Annotated in this window: 6 protein-coding genes and 2 pseudogenes; 5 read left to right on the top strand and 3 right to left on the bottom strand. The window is 70.4% G+C overall.

The genetic code is table 11. The features are described 5' to 3' along the window. The 5 genes and pseudogenes from ACWEN3_RS35065 to ACWEN3_RS35045 all read left to right on the top strand — a co-directional run. Positions 1-224: pseudogene (locus ACWEN3_RS35065) on the top strand (hypothetical protein); the annotation flags it as partial. Between the two features lie 11 nt (positions 225-235). Further along, a complete protein-coding gene (locus ACWEN3_RS35060; RefSeq protein ID WP_452979330.1) occupies positions 236-709 on the top strand; it encodes a ribose-5-phosphate isomerase in 474 nt (157 codons plus the stop codon). Continuing rightward, positions 709-1,481, top strand: a pseudogene (locus ACWEN3_RS35055) (triose-phosphate isomerase). The gene ACWEN3_RS35060 and the pseudogene ACWEN3_RS35055 overlap by 1 nt, the downstream one beginning before the upstream one ends. Beyond that, a complete protein-coding gene (locus tag ACWEN3_RS35050) occupies positions 1,481-2,293 on the top strand; it encodes a sugar phosphate isomerase/epimerase family protein (RefSeq protein WP_452979328.1) in 813 nt (270 codons plus the stop codon). The pseudogene ACWEN3_RS35055 and the gene ACWEN3_RS35050 overlap by 1 nt, the downstream one beginning before the upstream one ends. Further along, entirely contained in the window at positions 2,293-3,168 is an 876-nt protein-coding gene (locus ACWEN3_RS35045) for a phosphogluconate dehydrogenase C-terminal domain-containing protein (protein WP_452979325.1), read from the top strand. Before ACWEN3_RS35050 ends, ACWEN3_RS35045 begins: the two co-directional genes overlap by 1 nt. A gap of 131 nt (positions 3,169-3,299) precedes the next feature. Here ACWEN3_RS35045 and ACWEN3_RS35040 read toward each other — a convergent pair whose 3' ends face one another. From ACWEN3_RS35040 to ACWEN3_RS35030, 3 genes are all read right to left on the bottom strand, one after another. After that, positions 3,300-5,360 (bottom strand): restriction endonuclease, encoded by a 2,061-nt coding sequence (locus ACWEN3_RS35040; protein ID WP_452979322.1) that lies wholly within the window; start codon positions 5,358-5,360, stop codon positions 3,300-3,302. A 173-nt stretch (positions 5,361-5,533) separates the two neighbouring features. Next, positions 5,534-6,871 (bottom strand): M1 family metallopeptidase, encoded by a 1,338-nt coding sequence (locus ACWEN3_RS35035; protein ID WP_452979319.1) that lies wholly within the window; start codon positions 6,869-6,871, stop codon positions 5,534-5,536. Positions 6,872-6,954: 83 nt separating this feature from the next. Then, positions 6,955-8,395, bottom strand: a 1,441-nt coding sequence (locus ACWEN3_RS35030; protein ID WP_452979316.1) for a Pls/PosA family non-ribosomal peptide synthetase, incomplete at its 5' end; no start/stop codon positions are given.

Below are 8,395 nucleotides of genomic sequence, written 5' to 3'. Positions count from 1 at the left end.
AGGACCTCAGCCGCACCGCGTACGACCACCTGTGGATGCACTTCACCCGCATGTCCTCGTACGAGAACTCCCCCGTCCCGACCATCGTGCTGCCCCGCAAGGGCCGGGCCCGACCCCACGCCGAGAAGTCCCTCGGCACCCCCGACGCCGGCGCACACTCGCTCGCCCTCATCACCCGCGTCGTACACGGCGTTCTGCTCGACCGCTCTCCCGACCACCACTGAGGAACACCGACATGACCGACAAGCTCCGCATCGTCGTCGGATCCGACGACGCCGGATACCAGTACAAGGAAGCGCTCCAGCAGGACCTGCGCAACAACCCCCTGGTCGCCGAGGTCACCGACGTCGGCGTCGACGCCGACGGCCACACGGCCTACCCCAGGGTCGCCATCGCCGCCGCCGAGATGGTCGCCCGCGGTGACGCCGACCGGGCCCTGCTGGTCTGCGGCACCGGCCTCGGCGTCGCCATCGCCGCCAACAAGGTCAAGGGCATCCGCGCGGTCACCGCACACGACTCCTTCTCCGTCGAGCGGGCCGTCCTGTCCAACAACGCGCAGATCCTCACCTTCGGACAGCGCGTCATCGGCCTCGAACTGGCCCGCCGCCTGGCCGCCGAATGGCTCACGTACCGCTTCGACGAGACCTCCCCGTCGGCCGCCAAGGTCCAGCTCATGTGCGACTACGAGAACGACGAGGCAGCGGCCTGATGCCTGCGCCCGCATCACCGGTGACCCTCCTCGGGGTGAGCCTGAAGATGTACTTCGGCCACCACCAGACCCTCAACTGGGCCCGCAGGATCGCCACGCTCGCCAAGACCCACCCGGCCGTCACCTCGGGCGAGGCCCGCCTGTTCGTCCTGCCCGCCTTCCCGACCATCGTCCCGGCCGCCGGCATCCTCACGCCGTACGACGTCGCGATCGGCGCGCAGGACATCGCCACGGAGGACACCGGTCCCTACACCGGTGAGGTCGGCGGACCCCTCCTGAGGGAGATCGGCTCGGCGAGTCCGGCCACGCCGAACGCCGCCGCCTGTACGGCGAGGGCGACACGGTCGTCGCCGCCAAGACCGCCGCCGCCCTGCGCAACGGGCTCACCCCTGTCCTCTGCGTCGGCGAACGCGACCAGGCCGACCCGCGCGAGGCGGCCGAGCGCACCGTCGCCGAGGCCGCCCGCCTGCTGCACGGCCTCGACGGAACCGTCGTACTCGCCTACGAACCCCAATGGGCCATCGGCGCACCGCAACCGGCCTCCGTCGAGCACATCTCGACGGTGTGCACGGCTCTGCGCGGCTGGCTCGCCACTCGCCCGCAGCACAACGGCTCGACCGTCATATACGGCGGCAGCGCGGGACCCGGCCTGCTCACCCGACTCGAGGGCGTCGCGGACGGACTGTTCCTCGGCCGCTTCGCGCACGACCCCGCGAACGTGGCGGCCATGCTCGACGAGATCCGCACCCCGGTGTCCGAAGAGGTGGCCTGATGGCCTACGGCATCAGCACCTACGCCTATTTGTGGCGCATCTCCTCCCGCGCGCCGCAGCCGATGTCCCTCACCGACATGCTCCGCGACACCGCCCGGCTCGGCGGCGAGGTCTTCCAGATCTGCGACTACGCACCCATCGAGTCCTACGACCGGACACAGCTCGCCGACGTCCGCGCCACCGCCCGGGAGCTCGGGCTGCGCCTGGAACTCGGCACCCGCGGAGTCCGCCCCGCACACCTGCTCAAGTACCTCGACATGGCGGGAGAGTTGGGCGTCGGCCTGGTGCGGTCGATGATCAACACCGCCGACCACCGCCCGGACGCGGGGGAAGCGGTGACCCTGCTGAGGCAGACCGTGCCCCGGTACGCCGACGCGGGTGTGACCCTCGGCCTGGAGACCTACGAACAGGTCGCCACCGACGACCTGCTGGCCGTCGTGCGGGGCGTCGACAGCCCCCGCCTCGGAGTCGTCCTGGACCCGGGCAACAGCGTCGCCCGCCTGGAACGCCCCGTCGACGTCGTGGCCGCCACCGCACCGTACGTGGTCAACATCCACGTCAAGGACTTCGCCTTCACCCGACGTGACGGCTGGGTCGGCTTCACCTACGCCGGCTGCCCGCTCGGCGAGGGGCTGCTCGACTACGACGCCATGATCGCCACCGTGCGGGCGGCACGGCCGGGGGAACACGGCCGCATCAACCAGATCGTGGAGCACTGGCTCCCGTGGCAGGACGAGGGCTTCGACGCCACCGCCCGGCTCGAACACCAGTGGACGCAAGCCAGCATCGACACTCTTCTGAGGAGCAAGTAATGGCCACCGAGATCCAGACCGAGGTCGACGTGAAGACCGTCGCCGTCATCGGGGCCGCCGGCAAGATGGGCCAGCGCGTCTCCAACAACCTGGTCAAGAGCGACTTCAGGGTGCTCTTCAGCGAGGCGTCCGAGAAGGGCGGCCAGCTCGTCCGCGACCTGGGCCGGGAGCTGACCGACTCCGCCGCTGCCGCCGCCGAGGCCGACGTGGTGATCCTCGCCGTTCCGGACATCGTGCTCGGCAAGGTCTCCGAGCAGCTCGTGCCGCTGATGAAGCCCGGAACCGTCGTGCTCACCCTCGACCCGGCCGCCGCGTACGCGGGCCTGCTCCACAACCGCGACGACATCCACTACTCCTGTGCCCACCCCTGCCACCCGTCGGTGTTCCTCGAGCGCACCACCAAGGAGGAGTGGCAGGACACCTTCGGCGGGATCGCCGCACCGCAGGAAGTCGTCGCCGCGTACGAAGGCGGCGACAGCGCCAGGCAGGAACTGGCCGAGTCCGTCATCCGCGTGATGTACGCGCCGGTGGTCGACGTCCACTGGGTCACCGTCAAGCAGCTCGCCGTCCTGGAGCCGACTCTCGTCGAGACCATCGCCTGCATGGTCGGCGCCCTGCTCACCGAAGCCCTCCACGAGACCGTCCACACGGGCGGCGTCCCGGAGAAGGCCGCCCGCGCCATGCTCCTCGGGCACACCCAGGTCGCTCTGGCCAACACCCTCAAGGGCGACAACCCGTTCTCGGACGCCTGCCTGATCGCCATGGACTATGGCCGCGAGTCCATCGTCCGCGAGGACTGGAAGAAGGTCTTCGACGACGCCGAACTCGACAAGGTCATCACCCGCATGCTGAAGATCAAGGAAATCAACCGCTGACCCCAGCACCTGACGGCCAACACCCTCACCCGGAACGTGCACTCCGCTCTGCCGGAACATGAACCGGGAGAGGGCGGCAGGGGTCGGTGTGCTCAGAGTCGTGGCTTGGGCTTCTGGATCCACATCGCGCCTCACTGAACCTCGATGCCGAAATCCTGGACGAGTTCCTCCAGACCGCCCGTGTAACCCCTGCCGCCCAGGACGAAGTCCCAGTCCCCGTTCGATCGGCGGCGGAACGAGCCGAGCACCAGGGCGGTTTCGCGCGGCTTGCCGTCGGAGACCTGCAGTCGTCCCAACTCGCTCAGCGTCGGGTCGAGTAGGCGGATGCAGGCATCTGTGAAGCGGGAGAGATCGGCGTCCGGGTTCACCTCCGGGTCGATGGCGGCCACGAGCACCAACCGGTCCGCCTCATCCGGCAAGCCGTCGAAGGACACGCGGATCGCCGCCTTGTCGGGTGCAGTGGCGGGGACAGCGCGCACGGAGCCGTTCGGTGTCTGAGGGTTGTTGAAGAAGACGAAGTGATCGTCGCTGAGGACCCGCTCACCACGGCAGACGAGAGCGCACACGTCCAAGGCGACACTTCCGGTCCACGACATGCCCAGGACGTTGTAATCGTCGGACGATCGCGTGTCCCGAACCGTCGGCGCCGGCTGCGCTGCGGGTCGGCGTGCGCCATCGCCCAGACGCCCGCGCAGGCCGTGGCGGTGCAGCAGGTCGACGAGTTGAGTTCCGGAAACGAGTTCCAGCGGCTTGCCGTTGGCGAAGGTGTGTGAGCCGGGGCCGAACTTCGACGTCGTCACGAGGACGCCCTTGTTGGCGCCGGCGTCCTGCACGGTGCCGTACAGGTCACGGACAGCGGTGGGCGGCACGGTGCTGCGGTAGCGCTTCACCTGCACCACGATCTTGCCGCCCCGGATCGGCGTCGGATCCAGAGCGTCGACATCCACCCCGCCGTCGTTCGAGCGTTGCGTGGTGACTGCCTGCATCCCCATGGCGCGGAAGAGATCGGCGACAAGGTTCTCGAAGGCGATCGGATCCATCTCGTACAGGTCGGGGTCCTCGTCGCTGCCGTGCGTGACCACGCGGTTCCCGACTTCCTCGGGCCGGCGACCCGGCCGCACCGACACGAGTTGGTCGGGGCGAGCCGATAGCTGCCCGCGCAGTGCGTCCGAAAGACAGCTTCCGGCGTCCACTTGTGCCAGGCGCAGGCCGCGGAACGTCGAGCCGGGAGCCATGACGGTTGCCAGGTAGATGTGGCCCGGCCGGCCTGTCGTAGGGTCATGCCCGTCCAGGAATCCGTTCAGGGTCACGGACTCGAGCGCCCCCGGCTCGTCCGCCGCGAAGAGTTCGTGCAGCACGAGCAGCATGCACTGCGCCAGGACCTCCCGGTAAAGGGATCGCCGTTGCCCTACTGGCCGAGGGGTCTCCTTGTCCTGGTCCGCGGTAGGCATGTAGCGAACAGACTTGGCCTCGGGGACGACGCTGTAGGCGGGCATCTCCCAATCCAGCACCAGATGTGCGGCTGCCGAGTCGTAGGCGGCTTTCACCTGACGTGGAAACCCCTCGGGCCACGCCCGTGAGGCGTAGAGAGCGGCGGAGAAGTACTCGACCACGGAATCGGGATCGCGGCGCCTGACTCCTTCGGTCAGTTCGACGACGCAGGCGTTGTGTTGCCGCACCTCGGCCAGCTGGGCGTCGGCCCACTCCTGGTAGTCCCGCCGGTACGACGACAACTGCTGTTGCCGCTGCGCCTCAGCCGCCTGGGCCGCATGCCAGTCCCGCTCGAAGCGCGCCCGAGCGTCGGCCTGAGCCTGCGCGCGGCGACCGGCAGTCCACCCGCTTTGGGCGGCGTAATGATCGAAGCTCGGCATGGGTACGGGCTGCGCCAGTGGTCCTGGAGAGAAGGGCTCGATGTCTTCGGGGCGTATGAGGGAGGAAGCCCTGAAAGCCGGGGCCCGGCAGCCCGAGGCAAGAAGACCTTGCAGCGCCGTGACCTGCGCGTCCAGTTCCTGGGTACGGCGAAGTGCCTCTGCCTTCCGGTACTCGCGGTAGTCCTGGGCGACTCGCCGTTGGTACGCACGTGCTTGCTGTGCCTCTTGCCTCTGTCGTCTGGCTTCGGCCTCCATCTGACGCTGTTGCTGCCTCTGCATCTCAGCCCAGACGCCGACCAAGCCATTAGAGCGACGACTCATGTGGTGCAGGCCCTCCCCAAAAGGCGCTCTGGTTGTCCCCACAACCAGTTGTAACGGAACGACTCTATCCAGCGATGGCCGTCGCGCATATCCTTGCCGCTGGTGTACGGCCCGGTGCACGGATGCTTATACGCCCGGCGCGGACTCCGCACCGGCGGTCGGGCGCAGAGCCGCTACGGACCGTCCTGGAGCACCGGCAGCGGCGGCAGCTCCGCCTTGTGCACCCACGCCTCGAACAGTCCGGCAGGCGACTCGTCCGCGTACCGGGCCACGTGCGCGGCGAACGCCGCCGTCGTCACCACCCCGTGCCGGTGCAGCCGCACCCACCCGCGCAGCATGGCGAAGAACGCCTCGTCGCCCAGCGCGCAGCGCACCGCGTGCAGGGTCAGGCCGCCCCGCTCGTAGAGCCGGTCGTCGAACATCGACCCACGGCCCGGATCGGCCAGCCGCAGGTCCTGCGGCAGCGAGGACAGCGACCGGTGGGCGGCGGCGGCCAGTTGCTGGGCGCTGCGGCCGCCCGAGCGCTCGGACCACAGCCATTCCGCGTACTTGGCGAAGCCTTCGTTGAGCCAGATGTGCCGCCAGTCGGCGATGGACACGCAGTTGCCGAACCACTGGTGCGCCAGCTCGTGTGCCACCAGCCGCTCCCAGCCCCGGCCGCCGTCCACATGGTTGGAACCGAACAGCGACAACCCCTGTGCCTCGACCGGCACATCGAGCTCCTCCTCGGTCACCGCGACCGCGTAACTGTCGAACGGGTACGGCCCGAACAGCTCCTGGAACAGCTCCATCATCGCGGGCTGCCGCGCGAAGTCCCGGGAGAACTCCGGCAGCAGCCGCGCCGGGATGTGCCCGTGCTGCGGCACACCGTCCGGACCGGGGTCGCCCAGCAGCACCGTCTGGAACCGGCCGATCGCCAGACCGACGAGATAGCTGGACGTGGGCGCGGACTGGTCGTACACCCAGGTGGTCGTCGAGGCCTTCGTCGTACGGGTCAGCAGGCGCCCGCCCGAGACCACCGCGTACGCGGACGGGACGGTGACCGAGATCTGGTACGACGCCTTGTCGGCGGGCCGGTCGTTGCACGGGTACCAGGACGGAGCCCCGACCGGCTGGCTCGCCACCAGCGCCCCGTCCTCCAGCTCCTCGAAGCCGAGCCCGCCCCACGGGCTGGGCACCGGACCGGGATTGCCCGACCAGTGCACCTCGACGGTGAACGCGGCCCCGGCGCGCAGCGGCTTCGCCGGCCTCACCCGCAGCTTGCCGCCCCGGTGCGTGTAGTGCGGCTGCCGGCCGTCCACCCGGATCCGGCCGATCCTGAAGTCGGCCAGATCGAGCCGGAACTCGGCCAGCGGCGCCGGACCCGCGATGGCGTTGATCCGGGCCGTGCCGGACAGCCGGTTGGGCCCCGGGCGGTAGTCCAGCGTGAGTTCGTACCGATGCACCCGGTACCGGGGATCGCCGTTGTCCGGGAAGTACGGATCCGGGCCCGCTGACTGCTGCACTGCCACTTGCGCGTTCGCTCCCTGTGCCTTGCTCGGACCGTTCCTCGGTGCGCCGACGTCCGGTACACCCTTCGCCGAGTGGCCTGCGCTCAGGGACGCCATGCCTCGATCGGGTTGCCGAGCCAGCGGGTGTCGTCCGGGACGGACTCCGCGGCCATCACGAGCGACGCGGGACCCAGGGTCGTACGGGCCCCGACCGTGCTGCCGGGCAGCACGATCCCGCCAGGGCCCAGCGTGGCACCCTCACGGAGGACCACAGTATCCGTCCGCAAGATCCGGTCGTGGAAGAGGTGTGTCTGCAGAACGCAGCCGCGGTTGACGGTGGCGGCGTCCTCCAGCGTCACCAGGTCCGCCTCCGGCAGCCAGTAGCTCTCCACCCACACGCCGCTGCCGATGCGCGCACCGAGCCCGCGCAGCCACGCCGTCATCACCGGCGTCCCCGGCGCGGCCCCGGCCAGCCACGGCACCGCCAGCACCTCGACGAACGTGTCCGCCAGCTCGCCCCGCCACACGAAGGAACTCCACAGCGGATGCTCCCCGGCACGGTGCCGCCCCACCAGCAGCCACTTCGCGACGATCGACACGACCCCGGCCATGACACCGGCGGCGAGCAGCACCAGCCCGGACAGCAGGGGCGCCCACGCCCCCAGCGCGCACAGCGCCGCCACCGTCAGCACGGCCAGCGCCGCCGAGCACAGCACCGGAACGATCCGGCACAGCTCCACCAGACCGCGCGCCCACAGCAGCCGGGCCGCCGGCTCGTAGGTACGGCTCTGATCCCCGCCCGTGGCGCTGCGGGGCAGCTTCACCGGCGGCAGCCCCAGATACGACGTGCCCTTCTTGGCCTTCTTGGGCGTCGCCGACAGCACGCCGACCAGACCGCCGTCCGGCACGCTCCGCCCGGGCGCGGTCATCCCCGAGTTCCCGAGGAAGGCCCGCCGCCCGATCTCCGCGCGCCCGATCCGCACCCAGCCGCCGCCCAGCTCGTACGGCGCCGTCAGCGTGTCGTCCGCGAGGAACGCGCCGTCGCCGACCGTGGTCAGGCTCGGCAGCGCCAGCACGGTCGAGACCTCCGCGCCCCGCCCGATCCGCATCCCCAGCAGCCGCAGCCACACCGGCGTGACCAGCCCCGCGTACAGCGGGAACAGCGTCTCCCGGGACCGGTCCATCAGCTGGGTCACCGTCCACGCCTGCCAGCCGACCCGGCTGTGCGTCGGATGCGTGCCCTCGCGCAGGCCGAGGCTGAGCAGCCGTACGGCGACGAGGAGCAGCAGTGCGTACGCCAGCCCGTAGGCGAGGGTGGCCGGGACCAGGCCCAGCGCGGCGCCGCGCAGCGCCTGACCGAGCGAGCCGCCGGGCACCACGAAGACACGGGCGACCAGCAGCGCGGCCACCCCCGTGAGCAGCGGCAGGGCGCCGAGCCCGACGCCCGCGGCCCCGTACATCAGCCGCCAGTACGTGCCCCGCCGCGGCCGCTCCCTGGGCCAGTTGCGCTTGGCCTTGCCGAGCTTGACCGCGGGCGCGCCGGCC

This window comes from Streptomyces sp. NPDC004561 (assembly GCF_053602155.1).
The sequence above is the reverse complement of the archived record's forward strand: the minus strand, read 5'-3'. Positions and strand labels throughout refer to the sequence as shown.